Raw genomic sequence first — 21,010 nt, 5'->3', positions numbered from 1 at the left:
ATGCTTAACTTATGTTTTATGGGGCGCGAGGCCTTCCTCGACTACACTCCATTGATATTTAAGGATATAAAAGAAAAACACGATAGCGAGGCCAATGGCGTAATTGTTGTGCTGGATTCCAAGGAGAAGCAGTACGTTGAAAGCAAATACGGCGATGCAGTTACCGTTGTGGTTCTTTCAGAATTCATGAACGCCCATTGGGACGAATTCACTTTGGAAAAGCTTTGCGAGTACGAGAAAAAGTACGATGCAGCACCAATGTGGAAATACATCTACACAGATAGATTTTTAATCAACCGAGATTACGATTATTGCGTGCACACAGCCGCCGGCTTGTTTGCATTTTGGGAGTATGTGTTCACCACATACAAAATAGATTTTTACTTTGATGAGGTTATCGCCACACTTTTCACCTATGCAGCATACCTAGTTGGAAAGAAGACAGGAGCGAAGTTCTATTCACTGCTTCTGATGCGTTCAGTTGGAATGGATTTGACTCATCACTACATCTTGAACGACCCATTCGAGATGATTTACAACATGCCAGATGATTATCTGGACAGAAGCTACACTGACGAGCAGCTAAAGCAGGCGGAGGATTATCTCAATTCCTTCGAGGAAAAGCATTCAAAGCCAGCCTTCATGAACTTCTCCGGCAAGGTGCCAAAGTTCAAGCCAAGCTTTTTGATTTTGCCACTGTTTTGGATTCGTCAGAGATTTTTCAATCCGCACACATTGGACAAGGGCAACTACATGTACTACAAGGACTACGAGACAGCCTTTGATCCATGGAAATTTTATAGAAGATATAAAAAGAGCAAGAAGTATTACAACAAGGCAGATTTATCAAAGAAGTTTGTTTACTATCCTTTGCATCTTCAGCCAGAGGCATCCACAATTGTCTGCGCTCAGAAATATGAGAAGCAGCTTTTCTTCCTGGACAATTTGGCCAAGTCAGTTCCAGCTGACACATTGATTTATGCAAAGGAGCACTATTCATTCCTTGGCAGCAGGGATAATAGCTTCTACGAGGAGCTGAAGAAATATCCAAACATTGTCCTTATCGACCCATGGGAGGATTCCTTCGCACTCATCAAAAACTGCCAGTGCGTTGCAACACTTACTGGCACAGCTGGTCAGGAAGCCATGCTTCTTCGCAGACCAGTCATCATGGGTGGCGACATTCTCTACAAGAATGCACCAGGCATTATGCGCATGGAAGATATTTATGACAATTATCTTGAGGCCATGGCAAACTGGAAACAGCCATCTCGAGAGGATGTTATCAAATATTTGGCAGCCTATATGAGCTGCGCTCGCGTCGGCAACACATACGTGCTCAGCGCCGACCGCTTAAAGCCAGACAACATTTCACTTATAGCAAAGTCTATGTATGATTATTTTTTAGAGGTAAAAGAAAATGAGTAAAGTTTTAGTTACAGGTTCAGATGGATTCATCGGTTCACACTTAGTAGAAGAGTTAGTAAAGAAGGGCTACGAAGTTCGTGCATTCGTTTACTACAATTCATTCAACAACTGGGGATGGCTCGACACACTTCCAAAGGATATTATGGATCACGTTGAGGTATTCGCTGGTGATGTTCGCGACCCTAATGGTGTTCGTGAAGCTATGAAGGGATGCGATGCAGTATTCCACCTTGCAGCCCTTATTGCAATTCCATTTAGTTATCACAGCCCTGATGCTTACGTTGACACAAACATCAAGGGAACTCTTAATATTTTACAGGCAGCCAGAGACCTTGGCACAGCCAGAGTATTAGTAACTTCTACATCAGAAGTTTACGGAACAGCACAGTACGTTCCAATCGACGAGAAGCACCCATACCAGGGCCAGTCTCCATACTCAGCTACAAAAATCGGTGCAGATAGACTTGCAGAGTCATTCTATCGTTCATTCGATTTGCCTGTTACAATCGTGCGTCCATTCAACACATTCGGACCACGTCAGTCAGCACGTGCCGTTATCCCTACAATCATCACACAGCTTCTTGCTGGCAAGGAGGAGATCAAGCTTGGTTCACTCACTCCTACACGTGATTTCAACTACGTAAAGGATACAGCTCACGGTTTCATCGCTATGTACGAAAGCGACAAGACAATCGGCCAGGAAATCAACATAGCAACACAGAAGGAAATTTCTATCGGACAGCTCGCTGAGGAGCTCATCCGCCAGATCAACCCTAATGCAAAAATCATATGCGACGAAGATCGCCTTCGCCCAGAGAAGTCTGAGGTAAACCGTCTCCTTGGATCAAACAAGAAAATCCTTGAGCTCACAGACTGGAAGCCACAGTACACATTCGAGCAGGGTCTCGCGGAGACCATCGCGTTCTTACGTGAGAATATGGATAAGTATAAGGTAGATATATATAACATTTAGAGGTAATAGAAATGTCAGATGAATTTATAGCGTTATCTGTTCCAAATTTGAAGGGTAACGAACTTAAATATGTTACGGATGCAGTAGAGACTGAGTGGGTATCCACAGCGGGCCCATACGTTTCAGATTTTGAGAAGAAGATTGCAGAGTATGTAAAGGCTCCAGGTGCTGTCAGCACCCAGAATGGTACATCAGCCCTTCACATCAGCTTACTCCTCAGCGGAGTTACTCGTGAAGATGCAGTCATCGTTCCAACTCTTACATTCATTGCAGCAGTAAACCCTACAAAGTACATCGGCGCCGAGCCAGTATTCATGGATTGCGATGATAGCCTTTGCATGGACCCAGTGAAGCTTCAGAAGTTCTGCGAGACAGAGTGCGACTTCACAGATGGCAAGCTTATCGACAAGCAGACAGGCCGCCACATCAAGGCTATGGTAGTAGTACATGTCTTCGGAAACATGGCCGACATGGAAGCCATCATGCCAATCGCTGAAAAGTACAACATCAAGGTTGTAGAGGATGCAACAGAGGCTCTTGGAACATACTACACTGAGGGCAAGTACGCTGGAAAGTTTGCCGGCACAATCGGTGATATGGGTTGCTATTCATTCAACGGAAATAAAATCATCACCACAGGCGGTGGCGGAATGATTGTTTCAAATGATGAGAAGCTTCTTGCTCACGCAAAGCATTTGACAACTCAGGCCAAAGCAGACCAGGCCAACTTCATCCACGATGAAATCGGCTTCAACTACAGAATGACAAACCTTCAGGCAGCACTTGGAATGGCTCAGTTAGAGCAGCTTGAAGATTTCATCAAGACAAAGACAACAAACTATCATTTATACAAGGATGCAGTCGACAAGATGCCAGGACTTCACGTTCAGGATTTCAGAGAAGGCATCCGCAGCAACTACTGGTTCTATTCAGTAGTATTTGAAAATGACGAGAAGGGCCGCGACCAGCTCATCGAAGCATTAAAGGAGGCCCACATCCAGTCTCGTCCAATCTGGGGACTTATCTCAGATCAGCTTCCATATCAGGGAGCTCGTACATTCGAACTTGAAAAAGCACCATGGTACTGGAAACGCGTTGTAAACGTACCATGCTCAACAAACCTCGATGAGGCCGGCGTACGCCGCGTTCTCGACGTGGTAAAGACTTTTGCGGAGTAAATTTTATGGAAAATGTATTTATACATGAGGAAGATTCTGTGCTTCAGGCTATGCGTACTTTTGACGCCAGCGGCAGAAGAACAGCCTTTATAGTCGATGACAATAACAAATTGATTGCTGCACTATCCGAAGGAGATGTAAGAAGATTCATCCTCTCAGGCGGAGATTTAAATGATGAAGTGCGCACAATCGCAAACTACAAGCCACGCAGCCTCAAGGCCGATGAAAAGGAGGAGGCAAGAGATTTCTTGCGCCGCCACAACATCGAAGGCTTGCCAATCGTAGATGAAAATGGCGTTGTTATCGACACAGTCTTCTGGAGTGAAAATCATTATAAAAAGCAGAGCGAGTTATCTTGCCCAGTTGTCATGATGGCAGGCGGTAAGGGCACTCGTCTTTACCCATACACACGCATTTTGCCAAAGCCACTTATCCCAGTTGGTGAGAAGCCTATTGCAGAGCTCATCATGGATAGCTTCGCAGAGTATGGCATCGGCAGAATGATTCTTGTAGTTAATCACAAGAAAAATATGATTAAGTCGTACTTCGGTGAGGTTGAAAAGCCATACACAATCGAGTATGTGGATGAGGACAAGCCACTTGGTACAGGCGGCGGTCTATCACTTCTCCGTGGCAAGGTTAATGAGACTTTCATCCTTACAAACTGCGACATTCTTATCGAGGAAGATTATTCCAAGATTTACGCTCACCACAAGGCTGAGGGCAACATGATTACCATGGTTTGCTCACTTCGCAACTTCCAGGTTGCCTACGGTGTCGTTGAATTTGGCGAGCACGGCAACATCCTCGATATGAAGGAAAAGCCAGAGTTCAGCTTCTTCACAAACACAGGCATCTACATCGTAGAGCCAGAGGTTTTGGATTATATTAACGATGACGAATTCATCGGCTTCCCAGATATCATCAACCGCTTGAAGGACGATGGTAAGAAGGTTGGTGTCTACCCAATCAACGAAAACACTTGGATGGACATGGGCCAGCTGGACGAGCTTGGCAAGATGGAAAATCGCCTACGTGGAATTAACAAATAATAGATAGAGAGGATTATCCTTGGAAAAATTAAAGAGTTTCTTTTATCCAATGACAATGGATAAGGCGTTCAAACTGGGGACAGTTTTAGTCAGCGCATTTGGAATCATCTTTTCAATTGTGTTCTTCTGCCTCAACGCATTCGACACTACAAAGACAAAATTTTACAACGGTTATTTCGCCCTAATATTGATTGTGATGATAGCTCTCACTATCTACCTTGCAAGATTTTTGCTTCTAGATAAAGAGTGGAGTTACTCAAAAATCTATCTGGTTTTGGCAATCGGCTGGAGCATCTGCATGCAGTTCGTTATGCCTCCTATTTCCGGAGCCGATGAGGTTCAGCACTTCTACAGCGCATACCATTGCTCCAACATTTATCTAGGAATAAAAGACCACGATTTCGACACCACTCCAGGTAGCTACGGCAACTGGATTGAAGGCACATCTTACTTCTACATGCGAGCAGAAGACTACTACAAGCTGCCTTACATCGATGTCACATTCCCATATCAGTATCAGATTTTGGCCGATGGCAATTGGTTCCACACTGATGACGATATGAAGGAATTGGTTCAGTGCTACACTAAGCCTACCCAGGCAAGGCGCTACTTGCTTTCCGGCCTTGGAATAGCAATCGCCCGTCTCCTTGGATTCGGTTTCTCCGGTGTAGTTTTCATGGGTCGAATCATGAACAGCTTGACCCTTGTGCTGGCTGGTTGGATCTGCATCAAGCTACTTCCTGTTGGAAAGCTGCAGCTGCTGATGTTTTCACTTTTCCCAACCACCTTGCAGCTTTGCTCATCATATTCATACGACAACATGAGCATCCTGTTTTCATTCATTTTGCTGACTACTTGCCTATATCTCAGCCAGGAAAATGTGAAGCTTCATGCTTGGCACATATATTTGATAGCCATCATCGTGGTGATTCTTATACCAAACAAAATGGTTTACACACTGTTTGCAGTATGGTTCTTCGCCATCCCACTTAAGAAATGGTGGACAGATGTTGGCAAGAGCAAGAAATGGTACGAGTATACATTGGCAGGCGCATTTATCGCAGGAGCACTTCTTGTGGTAAAGAAATTCGCCGGCAAATACATGTACATCCTTTACGATATGTTCGTGCTTGCTCACAATCACGCAACCATCGAGCAGGACGCCAGCCGTGCAGCATACAGCATGTACGATGTTTTGGATGATCCACTTGGCACACTTCAGTTTGCCTGGGAAGGAATCAAGGTCGATTTCTGGTACAACATCCATCATGTAATCGGCTCCGAGCTTGGCCACATCAAGCTCAACGCAACAGTACCAATGGCTTGCGTAGTTACAATGCTTATCGTTCTCATTTTGGGACTGATAATAAACAAAGGAAAACGCCTCAAGAAATGGCAGTACGTAATCATCGGCCTTGGCCTTTTGATTTGCGTAGTTGCAATCTTCGCAGGCTGCCTGGTTCGATTCACACCTGCAGAGGGCAGTGAGCGTATCCAGATTTCTTACCGCTATCTGATTCCAGTCTACATGTGCATGTGCATCGCCCTTGGAACAGATGCAAAGGAAGACAAAAAAGCACTAGCTTTGATTTTGATTCAAAACGTAGCCCTTATGGTTGGCTTGTGCGGCACCATCTACTTCTTACTTCACTTGAGAGATGGCATGGCAGCACCAGAGATTTTGAACGCAATTGGAATATACTAATTAACTGATTTTGGAGGAATTAATAATGACAAGAGAAGAAGTATTCGCAACATTAACAGATATTTTTAGAGATGTATTTGACGATGATGATATCGAACTTACAGATGCAACAACAGCTGACGACATCGAGGATTGGGACTCACTTGAGCAGATTAACCTCGTAGTAGCTTGCGAAAAGAAGTTCAACGTTAAGTTCGACATGAAGGAAATCCAGGCCCTCAAGAACGTAGGCGAAATGGTTGATACTATTGTAGGTAAGCTTTAATGAATAACTATACTTTTGATGAATTAACTGTGGGGATGACTGAGAGCTTCAAGGTGACAATCACTGAGGCCATGCTCAATGCTTTTAAGGGCATCACAGGGGATGTCAACCCACTACATAATGACGAGGAGTTTGCTAAGGCAAAGGGCCATCCAGGCCGTGTGGCTTATGGCATGCTCACTGCAAGCTTCCTTTCTACATTAGCTGGTGTCTACATCCCTGGTGAGCGCAGCCTCATCCAGCAGGTGGAGACAAAGTTCGCAAAGCCAGTCTACATCGGCGACGAGCTCACAGTCACAGGCGAAATCACAGAGCTTGTGGAAAGCGTCCAGCGTCTTGAATTAAAAGTAACCATCACAAATCAGGATGGAAAAAAGGTACTCCGAGGAACCATGGGTATCCTCGTGGTATAGAGGGAGATTAAATGAGAGAAAACAAGACATTATTCGTGACCGGTGCGTCCTCTGAACTAGGAACTGCACTTATTGAATTGGTGGCTGACAATTACGATACCATCGTGGCTCACTATCGCAGCAGCGCCTCACGTCTTCTTCCATTGGAGGAGAAGCTTGGGGAAAAGCTTGTTATGGTACAGGCTGATTTTGCTGATGCAATGTCCGTGAGAAAGATGCTTGATTTTATGGCTGAAAGAGAACTCAAGCCTGATCACGTGGTACATCTTGCCGCAGCACCAATGGAAAATGAAAAATTCAAAAAGCTCGGCTGGTGTGATTTTGCAGCAGCAACCGAGACTGACCTTCGTCCAATAGTTGATATACTGGGCGATTTTTTGCCCTTTATGACAAAGCAAAAATATGGCAAGGTTATCTTCATGCTCACATCATGCACAGTTGGCATGCCACCAAAGTACAAGAGCGTCTACACTACTACAAAATACGCCCTTCTTGGCCTTATGAAGTCACTTGCTGTTGAGTACGCAGACAAAGGAATCACAGTCAACGGCGTCAGCCCAGAGATGATAGAGACACGCTTCCTTGACAATCTGCCAGATCTTATCAAGGAAATGAATGCAGCAGATATGCCAATGGGCAAAAACCTTACAGTTGACCAGGTTGTGCCAACACTTGCATTCCTTCTTTCTGACGGCGCAGATATGATCAGCGGCCAGAACATTGCTATCACAGACAGCAAGCACTAATTAACTTTAGTAGAGAATTGAATTGGAGAAAATATGAGAAACTTAGTTATTGCAGGAACAGGCGGTGCCGGCAAAGAGACAAAGTGGCTGGCAGAGCGCATCAATGCAGTAAATCCAACATGGAACATATTAGGTTATATAGATATTGAACCAGGCGAAGGCGTAGTTGGCGATGATAGCTTCATTACTGAAGCTACCGAGGATTTAGACGTAGTCATCGCCATGGGTTCAATGGAGCGCAGAAAGTTTTTGTACGAGCTTTACAAGAAAAATCCTCATGTGCACTTCCCTAATCTTATCGACCCATCTGCAACTTTGTCAGATAGCGTTGAAATGGGAGAGGGCAATGTTATCTGCGCCGGCGCTATCCTTACAGTTGATGTGAAAATCGGCAATCAGAACCTTATCAACTTCAACTGTACCGTGGCCCACGACAGCACACTTGGTGATTTCAACACCCTCAACCCTAATGCCAACATTTCCGGAGCTTGCACACTTGGCAACCTCATCGAAGTTGGCACTGGCGCCCAAATCGTACAGGGCAAGACAATCGGAGACGAGACCCACATTTGGGCCGGCTCCTGCGTTATCAAAAACACGAAGGGAAGATGCGAAGTCGTCGGCGTCCCAGCCAAAACCGTACGCCGTTTCGACTAGCGAGAGATAAATTTGAAAAAACATATATTGATAATTTGCCAGTACTTCTATCCTGAGCAATTTAGGATAAACGACATGGCCTTCGAGTGGGTGAAGCGCGGCTACAAAGTAACTGTAGTCACAGGCATTCCAAATTACCCAGAGGGTAAATTCTACCCAGGCTATGGCTGGTTCAAAAATACAAAAGAAACAATAAATGGCGTGGAAGTCCACCGCATTCCTCTCATCGCCAGAGGAAAAGGCAAGTTTGGATTGGTAATGAATTACTTCAGTTTTCCATTCTTTGGCTTTTGGTGGAGCTTGTTCACAAAGATAAAGGCTGACGAGGTGTTCATGTTTGAAACATCTCCTATGAATCAATGTAAGGTGGGAGTGAGATATGCAAGAATGCATCACATCCCATGTTATTTGTATGTTCAGGATTTATGGCCTGACAATGTGGAAATGATTACTGGAATCCACTCGCCACTTGTGCTTAAGCCAATTGAGCGAATGGTTAGAAAAATATATAAAGGCTGCACTCACATCTGGGGCACCAGCCCAAGCTTTGTCACAGAGATTCGCAAGCTTGTAGATGAGGACGAGCAGGATAAGGTTTCCTTCTGGCCACAGTACGCCGAGGAATTTTATCAGCCTCAGCCAAAGAAGGAGCACAAAGGCTTCAATGTAATTTTCACAGGAAACATTGGCCAGGCGCAGGGCTTGGAAATCCTTCCATTTGCAGCTAAAAAGATTCGCGACGAGGGAATCAAAAATATCAGATTCACTATCGTTGGCGATGGTAGAGCTAGAAAGTCATTTGAGCATTCCATCACTCAGCATGGTGTGTGGGATATGTTTGAGTTTGCAGGCAGAGTAAAGCCAGAGGAAGTTCCAGCACTTCTTGCAACAGGCGATGCAGCCTTCATCTCATTCGCAGATGATGAGCTTTTTGCAAAGACAATCCCAGCAAAGCTTCAGTCATACATGGCCTGCGCAATGCCAATCATTGCCTCAGCCCGCGGTGAAACAGCCCGCATCATCAACGAGGCCGACTGTGGCATGTGCTCAGACATCGGTGACGCAGAGGAGCTTGCGGTAAGTATTATCGCCATGAGCAAACTTTCACCAGAGCGCCTCGCACAGCTTGGCGAGAACTCTCGCAACTACAACAAAGCCCACTTCGACAAGAAGACTCTCATGGACGAGATGGATGCATTTGTTGGCTAGCTATTATGTTTTATACATGAATCTACATTTACAAGAGGTAAGCAGTATGAAGGCTGTTTTAGGGACAGTTATATACAAGCAGGCGGAAGTTTTCCTCAAGGATTTACTCACATCCGTGGATAACCAGCAGGATAAAGACTTCGACTTGTTGATAACTAATGACAATTACACAGATGAGGATTTGATTAGGCTTAATGTGATTAATGACCAGCAGGATGCAAATCAAAACTTGGTCCAGCTTAATGGCAAAGTCAATTTCCTCAACCTGCGTCCGCTGGGTTGCACCATCGCCCAGACTCGCATAGAGATGATAAAGAAAGCCAAGGCGCTAGGCTATGATTTGCTGGTGGTTTGCGATGCAGATGACACATTTGTGCAAACCAGAATCGGGGCTTTCAAGGAGGCCTACCAATTAGACAAATCATATGCTTTCTACTATAATGGATTAGTTACAGAGGATGGCAAAACCGTCCTTGAAAACATGCCTAAAACAGTTGATAGTGCAAGGCTTATTTCCCAGTCCAACTTCATCGGAATGGGCACCACAGCAATCAATCTCCACATGCTGACCGACGATTTCATCGCCACACTTTCAGAGGGAGATTGCCCAGTGTTTGACTGGTATTTCTTCACAAGGCTTCTTATGGACATTGGCCCAGGCAAGCTTGTTGACAATGCCGACACCATCTATCGTATTCACGATAGCAACCAGGTTGGCACCAGCCACAATGTGGAGCAGGAGTACCAGGTAAAGCTGACACACTATAAAAACTTGGCAAAGAGATATCCATACTTCGAGCACCTGTATCAGGATTTGCAGAAGCTGGATATTGATTCAATAGATACAAGCCATGACCGTAACGGTTATTGGTGGAGCAATATTTTAATGGAGGATTCCTATGAGATTTAATTATCAGGATATGGTAACAGGTGGCAAAAAGCCATACGTAATTGCAGAGCTTGGAGCAAATCACAATGGTGATATGGAGCTTGCAAAGACAATGATTAAGACAGCAAAGGAGTGCGGTGCTGACTGCATCAAGCTTCAGTCTTTCACAAAGAGCAATGTATTCTCAAAGAAGAATTACGACGACAACTATTTCTTAGGCGATGACTATCGCAACAGAACAGACTATACACTTGAGTCAATCGTAGAAGCTTACGCTCTTTCAAAGGAGCAGCATCACGAGCTTAAGGCATACTGCGACGAGCTCGACATCGACTTCACATCAACACCTTTCGATAAGGCAGGCGTTGATCTTCTTGTTGATGAGCTTCACGTTCCATTCATCAAGGTTGCTTCTATGGACGTTGAAAACGTACCATTCCTTAAGTACATCGGAAGCAAGGGCGTGCCAGTAGTTATCTCAACTGGTCTTACAGGCATGGATGATGTTGTTAACGCTATCGCAGCTATCGAGGCAGGCGGATGCCACGAAATCTGCGTACTTCACTGCGTATCAATCTACCCACCAGCAGACGAGCAGGTTAACCTCAACAACATCGATATGTATCGCATGGCATTTGGATATCCAACAGGATACTCTGATCATACATTTGGTGTGGTTGCACCTATCATGTCTATTGCAAAGAATGTTTGCATAATTGAGAAGCACTTCACAATGGACAAGAATATGAAGGGATGGGATCACAAGATCTCAGCAAACCCAGAGGAAATGAAGATTATCTGCGACGCTGCAGAGCAGGGCTACAAGATGATGGGAAGCTTCCGCAAGGTTGTAAACGAAAGCAAGCACCAGCGTGAGGAGTACAAGCGCTCAATCGTAGCAGCTTGCGACCTCAAGAAGGGCCACATCCTCACAGAGGAAGACCTCGACTACAAGCGCCCAGGTACAGCCATCTCACCTAAGTTCTACGAGATGCTCATCGGTAAAGAACTCAAGCGTGACATCGAAGCCGACGAATTATTCCAGTGGGGTGATTTTTAAGAAGCAAATTGTTTTCTACACTTTAGTGTAGAAATACTGTTTGCCACAGCGCGCCCATCGCGAAGCGATTTTTAAATGGGCCGCGCTTTCCCGTTAGCCTTATAGGAGGTAGATTATTAGATATGTTATGTATAATTCCAGCACGTGGGGGTTCAAAAGGAGTCCCAGGAAAAAATATTAAAGAGATTTGTGGCAAGCCTCTTATCGCATATACGATAGAAGCCGCCAAGAAAGCTAAAGGCGTAGATCGCGTCATCGTTACCACAGATGATGAGGCAATCGCTGCAGTTGCACGTGAGTACGGAGCCGAGGTTCCATTCATGCGTCCAGCAGAGCTCTCAAGCGATACAGCATCTGCCATCGATGTTTATCTTCATGCAACAGAGTTTGTCATGAACGAAACAGGCGAGCAGATTGAAAAGTTCATGGTGCTTCTTCCAACAGTGCCTCTCCGTACAGAGCAGCACATCGATGAAGCATTGGAGCAGTTCAAAAATGATGGAGCCACTACACTTATTTCCTTTGCAGAGGCAGAGGTTCCAGCTAGCTGGTATCACAAGCTCAATGAGCAGGGCCGTGTTGAAAACGCAGGTTTTGGCCAGGGCATCACTATGACAAACCGCCAGAACAACGAGACATATATCGTGCCAAACGGAGCCATCTACATTTTGGATTACAAGCTCCTTAAGGAAAAGCGCACATACTACTGCGACAACACAGTTGCATACATCATGAAGCGCGAGGATTCAATCGACATCGATTATCCAATCGACTTTGAATTTGCAAAATGCCTTTTACAAAAAAGATTAGATGAGAATAAATAATGATTTTAATTAGAGCTTTAGCCTTCCTGCTACATTTCACGCTCGTGCCTGTAGCAGTGGGCAGACTAATTACATACAGATCGCAAAACCATATTTTAAAATCACCTACAGTTAGATACGTCACTGGTTTCTTCGGTGCCCAGGCCATTTTCTTTTTACTGAACTTCGGCTTCCTCTGGTACCAAAACAAAACCATGACCACCCAGCTGGTTGTAGGCGGCTTCCACAGATTGACTATCACATATTCAGTGATTGTGGCAGCCTTGGTAATCTTGTGGCTTGTTCTTGATTTCAAGACATTCAAAAAAGATATCCTTGCCTACAGAATTCGCATCAACACTATGCTTCACGAAGTAAAATACAACAAGCTGACTACCGTATATGCGATAATCTTTACTATCCTTGTTGTGCTTCAGCTTTATGCAGCATATCGATACGAAGTCAACGAATGGTCTTACGATGATTACGATTACGTGGTTACATCTGTTGATGATATCGATAGCGATATGATTACAAATGTAAACTTCATCACTGGCGAGGCGCCATACACATCACCAAAGCGCGCAGCCCAGTCGTGGACCACATACATTTCGTACCTTTCTGTTGTTTCGTCTTTTGATGTCACAACAGTTTGCCATACAATTTTGCCAGTCATTCTGCTTTTGGTGGCATACGGCATCTATTTTTACATGGCTAAGTTTTTGTTTGCCAAGGTAGAAGATAGAATGATTTTCATGGTCATCCTAGCTACGGCATACATCATGGGAATGTTTTCACACTATTCCCCAACCTTCCGCCTGCTATGTACATTGTGGCAGGGCAAGGCAGTCCTTACTGCCCTGGTTGTCCCATTTTTGATTTGTTTCCTCTCGCGAGTTTTCGCCAGCGAGCTGGACAATAATGTAGCTTTCGCCATCGCATTTATATCCCTTGGCGCTTGCTCACTTACAGTTTCTACAGTGTTTGTAATGGTGATGACAGTTCTTGGAATCTTCATTTCCATGTCCATTTATCACCGAAAAATATACGGAGTGCGATATCTTCTGGCAGGTCTTTTCGGACCATTCGTGCAGTCGATTGTCTACATCTGCGTTGCACTGTTACTTCAGAGACAATGGGAGCCTAAATTCTTTATAAATTTATGGAATGGATTAATATCATAACCGGCATTTCAGCCACCTTCTGGGGCAAGCTTGCATTTGCGCTGCTTTTCGTGGTTGCTCTGGGGCTGATAATGCACTTTGAAAAAGAAAAAATAAAACGATACACCTTCCTGTGGTACACAGGCCTGGTGCTAGTTTTCATATACAATCCACTGACCCTTATCATAGGAAAATGGATTCTAAACGACGGCACATTCGAGCAGTACTATCTGCGCCTTTACAGTGCCCTTCCGGTGCTGATTATTGTGGCATACGGCCTCACACTTTTCGTGATGAGATTTGAGGGCAGGAAAAAGCTTTTTGCACTTCTTGCAAGCCTTGCAGTTGTTTGCCTTTGCGGCAGCTGCCTTTACACTCAGGATTGGTTCACAAAGGCTGAAAACCGCAACAAGGTTCCACAGGATGTAATCACCATTAGCGATATTTTTGCTGACTACGAAGGCGACACCATCCGCATCATGGCACCTCAGGATGTGGCCATTTATTTACGCCAAATCGACAGCAGATTTTCAATGCCATACGGCCGCGATATTCCGGATGAGGCTTACGAGCTTACAAACCCAACACCTAATCCAGAAATCGTTGCAGATTATTGTGCCGAAAACAATGTTGATTACGTGGTGGTTTCCGCAGTTGATGATATTTTAAACACATATCTCAACTACGGCTTCAAGCTTTACGGCCGCACCACTTACTACGCAGTTCTCACTCCAATCTACGGCGATTGGGTTTTGACAGAATATGATGATGGTTCAGATTTGCAGTGTATGTGCTACACCATGTACAACAAAAACGATGGCACACTCATCGTCATCGATGGTGGTCATGGTGAAAATGACGACACACTTCGCGAGAACATCAAAGCTTTGGGTGGAGAGGTTGATGCCTGGATAATCACTCATTATCACATGGACCACATCGACGCCTTCAATGCCATTTACGAGGATCCACAGGGCATCACCATCGACCAGGTTTATATCACATCTCTCGATGCTGATTTGTTCTACAGCGTGGCTCAGGAATGGGATGATGTTGATTCCTTCAACAAGTTCCAGGAAATCACAGCGGAGGCGGACAACATCAACTATGTGCAAAGAGACGATGTTTTGACCTTCAGCGACGATTTGACTATCACTTTTTACAACGCTTTCGATGATGTTGTTGTAGATTGTGCCGAGGATATTCCAAATAACGATTCATTAGTGTTTAAAATGGCTACACCAAACCGCAGTATACTTATCTGTGGAGATTGCCACAGTGAGTACATGGCCAAATATTTGGTGGAGACTTACGGCGATGAATTGAAGGCAGATATCCTTCAGTGCGGACATCACGGCAACAACAGCATGCCTACCGAGACAGGCTTTTATGAGTTGGTCGACCCAGAGGTTGCTATCTTCGATACAACCGATGCAATCATGACTAGCCCTAACTATACAGCAGGCGCCTTGGCAGCTTACTTAAGCGAAGCCGGCGTGCGCTTGGTTTGGTTCAAATCTGCGCCAAACACATTTGTTTTTGATTAACTATTGGAGATTTAGATGGATAAGATTTACAAACATAAACGACTTATATCCATAATAATTGTGGCGGCCATCGTGTACGCCAGATGCGACCTTGGCATCGCCCTTGGAATGCAGTACGTTCTTGCAAACGTCCTTGCAAATGCCCTTGGAGTAGCATGGTGCCTTGCTCTTTTCGTAAAAGACAAAGCCACCACCAAAAAGGCGCTGCTCAATCCGGCCATGGCATGGGCTCTTGCATTTTCGATTTTGGTGTTCATTTACGGACATTTTAAATTGGGAGTTTACACTGACATGTACAGCCGTCAGTACCACATCCTCACTGTGGTTCCGGCCATCCTCATAATGGTGATTCTCTTTTATCATAAGGATGATATGCTTGATGTGATTTCAAAGGCAGCTTGTATTGTCATTCCACTTACACTCGTTACAAGCTTGCTTTTCGATCCAGTTTGGAAGCAGCTTTTCATGGGCAACGCTTACCGAGTAGGCGCAACACCAGCAGGTACCTGTGTTGATACAGGAAATCTTTTGCTTATCATGCTGATACCACTGATGTATCAGCTCATCATAAATCGCAAGTTCAAGGCTTACCTTTGGGCAGCCATTCTTGCAATCGGACAGATTTTTGCATCCGGTTCCAAATCGTCGGTGCTTCCAATCATTCTGGTATTTGCAGTGATGTTACTTGGAGCAGCCAAGGACAAAAAGACAATCCGTAGAAACATCATCATCCTTGTGATTATCGCTGTTTGCGGCTCTGTTGCAGTCATGGTTATCCCAGCACTCTACAGCATCATCGGCGAGCGAATCGTGGAGATGATTTCAGGCGTAGGCTCTACAGACTACGATTTGCACACCAGCACAGGCCAGCGAATGGCCGTTATCGCAGCGGTGAAGGAGCACTTCTGGGAGCATCCAATTTTCGGACACGGCTTCTACGCATTCAAGCAGATGGCATACTCACAGCTTGAAGAGTACAGACCAAACGACGGTGTGGAGATTGCCTACCGCAACATTCACACTCACATGAATTATCTGGAGCTTTTGTTCTCATTCGGAATTTTCGGATTTGTAATGTACTACTGGTTCCCGGTTTACTTAATCATCAAATCTTTCTTTACCAAAAATAAAATGGCAAAGTTGATTATATTTTCATTTATGATTTCATTTGTGTTCATGGATTTAGGCATCGATATGTTCTATAAATACATGACACCGTACTACACTTATTTAGTGGCGTATTGTTTGTTGAAACAGGAGGATAAATAATGAGATATGCAATAATTGGATGCGGACGTATTTCACCAAACCACGTAGTAGCATCACAGAAGACAGGCCTTGATTTAGTAGCACTTTGCGATCTTGACCTTAAAAACACAGAGGACAAAATCAAGAAATTCGATCTTGATGCTGATTATGTTAAGCAATACACAGATTACAAAAAGATGCTTGAGGAGATGAAGCCAGAGCTCGTAGCAATCGCTACAGAGTCAGGCAAGCATGCACAGATTGCTCTTGATTGCATCGAGGCTGGCTGCAATGTTATCATCGAAAAGCCAATCGCACTTTCACTTGCAGATGCTGATAGAATCATCGAGGCAGGTCACAAGAAGGGTGTTAAGGTTTGCGCTTGCCACCAGAACAGATTCAACAAGTCAATCCAGATGATTAGAGAAGCTCTTGAAAAGGGCAGATTCGGTCGTCTTTTATACGGTACAGCTCACATCCGTTGGGCTCGTGACCACGAATACTATGACCGTGCTTCATGGAGAGGCACATGGGAGCAGGACGGTGGCGCACTTATGAACCAGTGTATCCACGATATCGACCTTCTCCGTTGGATGATGGGCGACGACGTTGTTCGCGTTGTCGGTATGACTGACAGATTAAAGCACGACTACATCCAGGCAGAGGATCTTGGTATCGCCCTCGTTCAGTTTGCAAACGGCAGCTATGGTATCATCGAAGGAACAACTGACGTATTCCCTAAGAACCTTGAGGAGACACTTTACATCTTCGGCGACAAGGGCACAGTTAAGGCCGGCGGCGATGCTGTAAACCTTCTTGAGGAGTGGAACTTCTCAGATTACATCGACGAGCCAGAGCAGGTTAAAAAGGAATGCTCAGAACTTCCTCCAAATGTATACGGATTTGGTCACACAAAGCTCTACCGTGATGTTATCGATGCTATCGAAAACGACAGAGAGCCATATGTAAATGGTGAGGCAGGCCGTCGCGCCCTTGAAATGGTTCTTGCTATTTATAAATCAGCTGCAACAGGCGAATCAGTTGAGTTCCCAATGAAGGATTGCAGCACAATGGACTTCGTAGGAAGATTCGACAAATAATTGGAGGATAAAAAGTTGCGAGAATTCGGAGGATGTCTTCCGCTTGAATTAAAGAAACTGAATACAGACTTCTTCCCAGGTTTCGACTACGTAGCTTTAAACTCTGGAAGAAATGCTATTGCCTACGCTGCGTTAGCTGGCGGCTTCAAATCCTGCTACATTCCTTACTACACTTGTAAGACAGTGGAGGCAGGATTGCAGGAAGTTGGTGTAGAGGTTAAATATTACAACATCGATGAACAGCTGATGCCAATCGAGCCAGAGGGCGGTTTTGATGACAGAGCTCTCTTCGTATATACGAATTACTTTGGCATCATGACTCATGTAATGCAGCAGGATATTATCGCTGAGCACAGCCACGTGCTTTTCGATAATACCCAGGGCTTTTTCACTAAGCCAATGCGAGGCACCTACTCAGCATACAGCTGCCGCAAGTTCTTCGGTGTGGCAGACGGAGCATACCTGGTGGGAGATAAGCTCACTCGCTTGGATATTCCAACAGGTGAAAGTGCTGATGCAGCAGGCTTTTTATTAAAGGCAATCGAGGCTGGCCCAAATGCAGCCTACGCCATGTCAAAGGACAACGAAGAACACATCAACGTTGAAGGCATGGCCTACATGTCAAAGCTTACAGATGCTATGATGAGTGGCATCGATTTGGCATCAGTCAATGAAAAGCGAATTGCAAATTTCAACAGGCTTCATGAGTTATTGGGAGAGCTCAACGAACTAAAGCCGGTTTTGGAAAATGGAGCACCTATGGTCTATCCATTCTTGTTTGAGAAGGAAGGCCTCAGGGAGATGCTTGTTGAAAACAAGATATACGTTCCACGTTGGTGGAGATGGATTGAAGAATCCAAAGAAACAAACAGCTTTGAGAAGAAGCTTTCTAAGTATTTGGTGCCACTACCAATTACTCAGACATATGACACAGGGGACATGGATTATATAGCAGGGGTTTTACTTAGACACATACAATAATGCTAGAATAAGACTGGAGTGTATATGGAAAAATTTGAAAAGAAAATATCCTTCGTAATTCCATGCTACCATAGCGAGAATACAATTGAAGCGGTGGTAGATGATATTTGTAAGGAGTTTCCTTCCGAAGAGTACGATAAAGAAATTGTATTAGTAAACGATGGTTCAAGAGATGGCACATATGCCAAGCTTCGTGAGCTAGCTGATAAAAATTCAGAAGTGGTTGCCATCAACCTATCCAAAAACTTCGGCCAGGATGGCGCTACAATGTGCGGCCTTTCTCAGGCAACTGGCGAATATATAATAGTCCTTGATGATGATGGACAGAACCCTCCATACGAAGCACACAAGCTTCTGGAGCAGATTGAAAAGGGCTATGATGCAGTCTTTGGAAAGTATCGCACTAAAAAGGATACTCTCTTCAAGAAGTTTGGTCACGACATCAACGATATGATGGCTACATCATTTATCGGAAAGCCAAAGTCACTACAGCTCAACAGCTACTTTGTTATCAATAAATTCGTCCGTGACGAAATGCTTAAATACAAAGGAGCATACCCATACATCTGGGGCTTGATCCTTCGCTGCACAGACAACACAGCCAATGTATACGTAGAGCACAAGGCTCGCGAGGAGGGCAAAAGCACTTACACACTCAGTAAGCTTTTAAACCTTTGGTTTGATGGATTCATTTCCTTCTCTGTAAAGCCACTTCGCCTTACATCATGCCTTGGATTTGTATCTTGCATCATGGGCTTCCTGCTCACAGGTGTAATCATCATAAAGACAATCCACCACGGCGACGTCCCTGGCTGGCCAACAATGATGGCTGCCACACTTGTCCTCGGTGGCCTTCAGATGCTGATGGTCGGAATCGTCGGCGAATACGTTGGCCGTATATTCATCAACGGCAACCACTCACCACAGTTCGTCATCCGCGAAAAGTATCAAAAGGAAGAACAAGAATAGAATATCTGGCGCCCCTCGGGGCGCTTTTTTTGTTTCAACCTGCTAGCCACAGCATATCAGCCTTCGGTCCAGCGTCAAGAGCAAGGCCTGCGGCGCTGCGCCTCTTGACCCTAGCCCTCCGACTGATATGGGGTGGTCAAGCAGGTTTGAAACTGGGACTGTGGCGAAGCCACCAGCACCATGGGGAGGACGGAGACACGAAGAAGTGGCGGTAGGCCAAATTTTCGTGTCTGGATTGGAGTGAATTGAAACTAGAAAATGGCATATTCATGTGTAGATGAGGGGCAGTGCTGCTGTGATAGCTGATTGAAGGGGTTGAGGCTTTCTCTAGTTTTCTGGCTAGCCTGAAGAGTTTGTTTCAACCTGCTAGCCACAGCATATCAGCCTTCGGTCCAGCGTCAAGAGCAAGGCCTGCGGCGCTGCGCCTCTTGACCCTAGCCCTCCAGCCGATATGGGGTGGTCAAGCAGGTTTGAAACTGGGACTGTGGCAAAGCCACCAGTACCAGGGAGGGGGCTGGGACACGAAGGGCTGGTAGAAGCAGGAATGTTGAGTCGGACTTTTACAGGGGGGGAGGCTTGCTTTAGTTTAGTAGGTTAGCCGATAGAGTTGTTTCAACCTGCTAGCCACAGTGTATCTGCAAAGACATCTCAGTCAAGGGCAAGCCTTCGGAGCTACGCTCCCTTGACTTCGTGCCTTTTTGCAGATAAACAGTAGTCAAGCAGGTTTGAAACTGGGACTGTGGCGAAGCCACCAGTACCAGGGGAAGGCCTGGGACACGAAGAACTGGCGGTAGGCCAAATTTTCGTGTCTGGATTTAAAGCGAAAGACACGAAAATTGAGTAAATGTTGGAATTTACGTGTCTGAAAAAGGGGCGATAGACACGTAGATTCGGGAAAACCAGGGAATTTCGTGTCATTTTTTCAGGTGATAGACACGAAGAAATTGATGAAGCTTTAATCTTCGTGTCCATGAAAGAGAAAAAAGACACGAAGATTAAGTAAATGCCGGAATCTTCGTGTCGGAAGAAGGATTTTAAGACACGAAAAAATAGAGAATACCCTGATTTACGTGTCTTGGTATTGAAATATAGACACGCAGAATTGAAGATTTGTAGAATCTGCGTGTCGAAGGATTAGTCGGAGACACGCGGTAATGGAAAAAGTGTAAATCTGCGTGTCTTCTAGAAGGGCGAAAAGCACGCGGAAAAGAGAAAAAGAGGAAAGGGCGTGTCTTCGGAAAGGACAAAAAACACGCCGAAAGAGAGAATGAAGTGGTAACGTAAAAGTAGACACTACACGCATTATGTAGACATCTGTATTTTATAAAGGTAACATCTATTTATAAAAGTATTCTTGTTTACATAATCAAAGACAGCGAGGTGCTATATGCGATACTCTAAAGAACAAAAATTAGACATAGGACGCCAGATTTATAACCATGAATTAACCAGAGCGGAGGCAATGGAAAAATATGGTTGTAAAGGAACTTTTCTGGATACAAGCATCAGAGCTTATAAAGAATCCATTGGGGTTCCTACATCTACAACAATCAATGGAAAAAAATCTAAATGCAGCAACATAACTGAGCTTTCTTCCAAAGAGGCTGATATTGATGCATATATG

Annotated in this window: 20 protein-coding genes; all 20 read left to right on the top strand. The window is 44.8% G+C overall.

Translation table 11 applies throughout. The features are described 5' to 3' along the window. Positions 1 to 1,428, top strand: a complete 1,428-nt coding sequence (locus tag T375_RS11840; protein WP_044938833.1) for a capsular polysaccharide export protein, LipB/KpsS family — start codon at positions 1 to 3, stop codon at positions 1,426 to 1,428. Continuing rightward, on the top strand, positions 1,421 to 2,401 hold the full coding sequence (locus T375_RS11835; RefSeq protein ID WP_044938831.1) for an NAD-dependent 4,6-dehydratase LegB: 981 nt from the start codon (positions 1,421 to 1,423) through the stop codon (positions 2,399 to 2,401). The genes T375_RS11840 and T375_RS11835 overlap by 8 nt, the downstream gene beginning before the upstream one ends. An 11-nt stretch (positions 2,402 to 2,412) precedes the next feature. Further along, positions 2,413 to 3,579, top strand: coding sequence for a LegC family aminotransferase (locus T375_RS11830; protein ID WP_044938828.1), 1,167 nt, complete (start codon positions 2,413 to 2,415; stop codon positions 3,577 to 3,579). A 5-nt stretch (positions 3,580 to 3,584) separates the two neighbouring features. Further along, entirely contained in the window at positions 3,585 to 4,631 is a 1,047-nt protein-coding gene (locus T375_RS11825) for a sugar phosphate nucleotidyltransferase (RefSeq protein ID WP_044938825.1), read from the top strand. Positions 4,632 to 4,650: 19 nt separating this feature from the next. Continuing rightward, positions 4,651 to 6,336: a DUF2142 domain-containing protein gene (locus T375_RS11820; RefSeq protein ID WP_044938821.1), complete on the top strand. Its 1,686-nt coding sequence runs from the start codon at positions 4,651 to 4,653 to the stop codon at positions 6,334 to 6,336. Between the two features lie 25 nt (positions 6,337 to 6,361). Next, positions 6,362 to 6,601 (top strand): acyl carrier protein, encoded by a 240-nt coding sequence (locus T375_RS11815; protein WP_044938818.1) that lies wholly within the window; start codon positions 6,362 to 6,364, stop codon positions 6,599 to 6,601. Further along, positions 6,601 to 7,014 carry a MaoC family dehydratase gene (locus tag T375_RS11810; protein ID WP_044938815.1) on the top strand — a complete coding sequence of 138 codons (414 nt, stop codon included), beginning with the start codon at positions 6,601 to 6,603 and terminating at the stop codon, positions 7,012 to 7,014. Before T375_RS11815 ends, T375_RS11810 begins: the two co-directional genes overlap by 1 nt. Positions 7,015 to 7,025: 11 nt before the next feature. Continuing rightward, positions 7,026 to 7,760 (top strand): SDR family NAD(P)-dependent oxidoreductase, encoded by a 735-nt coding sequence (locus T375_RS11805; protein ID WP_044938812.1) that lies wholly within the window; start codon positions 7,026 to 7,028, stop codon positions 7,758 to 7,760. Between the two features lie 33 nt (positions 7,761 to 7,793). Beyond that, complete coding sequence (locus tag T375_RS11800; RefSeq protein WP_049960425.1) at positions 7,794 to 8,417, top strand: NeuD/PglB/VioB family sugar acetyltransferase; 624 nt, start codon at positions 7,794 to 7,796, stop codon at positions 8,415 to 8,417. 12 nt (positions 8,418 to 8,429) lie between these two features. After that, positions 8,430 to 9,626 (top strand): glycosyltransferase family 4 protein, encoded by a 1,197-nt coding sequence (locus T375_RS11795; RefSeq protein ID WP_044938808.1) that lies wholly within the window; start codon positions 8,430 to 8,432, stop codon positions 9,624 to 9,626. Positions 9,627 to 9,672: 46 nt separating this feature from the next. Continuing rightward, the gene (locus T375_RS11790; RefSeq protein WP_044938805.1) at positions 9,673 to 10,536 is read left to right on the top strand and encodes a glycosyltransferase family protein; all 864 of its coding nucleotides are present in this window, start codon (positions 9,673 to 9,675) and stop codon (positions 10,534 to 10,536) included. After that, positions 10,526 to 11,575: an N-acetylneuraminate synthase family protein gene (locus tag T375_RS11785; RefSeq protein WP_049960424.1), complete on the top strand. Its 1,050-nt coding sequence runs from the start codon at positions 10,526 to 10,528 to the stop codon at positions 11,573 to 11,575. The genes T375_RS11790 and T375_RS11785 overlap by 11 nt, the downstream gene beginning before the upstream one ends. A gap of 122 nt (positions 11,576 to 11,697) precedes the next feature. Then, positions 11,698 to 12,399, top strand: coding sequence for an acylneuraminate cytidylyltransferase family protein (locus T375_RS11780; RefSeq protein WP_044938804.1), 702 nt, complete (start codon positions 11,698 to 11,700; stop codon positions 12,397 to 12,399). Continuing rightward, complete coding sequence (locus T375_RS11775) at positions 12,399 to 13,562, top strand: DUF6077 domain-containing protein (RefSeq protein ID WP_044938802.1); 1,164 nt, start codon at positions 12,399 to 12,401, stop codon at positions 13,560 to 13,562. The genes T375_RS11780 and T375_RS11775 overlap by 1 nt, the downstream gene beginning before the upstream one ends. Continuing rightward, entirely contained in the window at positions 13,541 to 15,088 is a 1,548-nt protein-coding gene (locus T375_RS11770) for a ComEC/Rec2 family competence protein (protein ID WP_044938799.1), read from the top strand. The genes T375_RS11775 and T375_RS11770 overlap by 22 nt, the downstream gene beginning before the upstream one ends. 15 nt (positions 15,089 to 15,103) lie before the next feature. Next, positions 15,104 to 16,357 (top strand): O-antigen ligase family protein, encoded by a 1,254-nt coding sequence (locus T375_RS11765; protein WP_044938796.1) that lies wholly within the window; start codon positions 15,104 to 15,106, stop codon positions 16,355 to 16,357. Beyond that, entirely contained in the window at positions 16,357 to 17,436 is a 1,080-nt protein-coding gene (locus T375_RS11760) for a Gfo/Idh/MocA family protein (RefSeq protein WP_044938793.1), read from the top strand. Before T375_RS11765 ends, T375_RS11760 begins: the two co-directional genes overlap by 1 nt. A 15-nt stretch (positions 17,437 to 17,451) precedes the next feature. Next, the gene (locus T375_RS11755; RefSeq protein ID WP_155952516.1) at positions 17,452 to 18,417 is read left to right on the top strand and encodes a hypothetical protein; all 966 of its coding nucleotides are present in this window, start codon (positions 17,452 to 17,454) and stop codon (positions 18,415 to 18,417) included. Between the two features lie 24 nt (positions 18,418 to 18,441). Then, a complete protein-coding gene (locus tag T375_RS11750; protein ID WP_044938786.1) occupies positions 18,442 to 19,386 on the top strand; it encodes a glycosyltransferase family 2 protein in 945 nt (314 codons plus the stop codon). A gap of 1,387 nt (positions 19,387 to 20,773) precedes the next feature. Then, positions 20,774 to 21,010 (top strand): hypothetical protein (locus T375_RS13625; protein ID WP_197019854.1); only part of this gene is annotated, 237 nt, incomplete at its 3' end.

This window comes from Pseudobutyrivibrio sp. LB2011 (assembly GCF_000701765.1).
Lineage (GTDB): Bacteria > Bacillota > Clostridia > Lachnospirales > Lachnospiraceae > Pseudobutyrivibrio > Pseudobutyrivibrio ruminis.
This window is presented reverse-complemented; position numbering and strand designations above follow the sequence as displayed.